Below are 239 nucleotides of genomic sequence, written 5' to 3' on the forward strand. Positions count from 1 at the left end.
TGAAGGCTTATGGTGCTTTTGAACAAAAGAAAAAACTGATTGCCGGAATTGTTCTTACGGGTGGTGGTTCAAACCTGAAACACCTTCGTCAGCTGGCCAATTATACAACAGGTTTTGACAGCAGAATCGGTTTTGCGAATGAATATATCGCCAATGATAAAAATCAGTATCTGAAAGGCCCTGAATTTGCTACTTCTATCGGATTACTGATGGAGAGTTTGAAGATCAGAGACAAAAAG

1 protein-coding gene is annotated in these 239 nt (G+C 39.7%); it reads left to right on the plus strand.

The annotated features are described in order from the left end of the window. A partial coding sequence (locus tag GB932_RS21675; RefSeq protein ID WP_197517161.1) for a cell division protein FtsA occupies window positions 1-239 on the plus strand: 239 nt, incomplete at both ends.

This window comes from Microbacterium karelineae (assembly GCF_009745985.1).
Classification (GTDB): domain Bacteria; phylum Actinomycetota; class Actinomycetes; order Actinomycetales; family Microbacteriaceae; genus Microbacterium; species Microbacterium karelineae.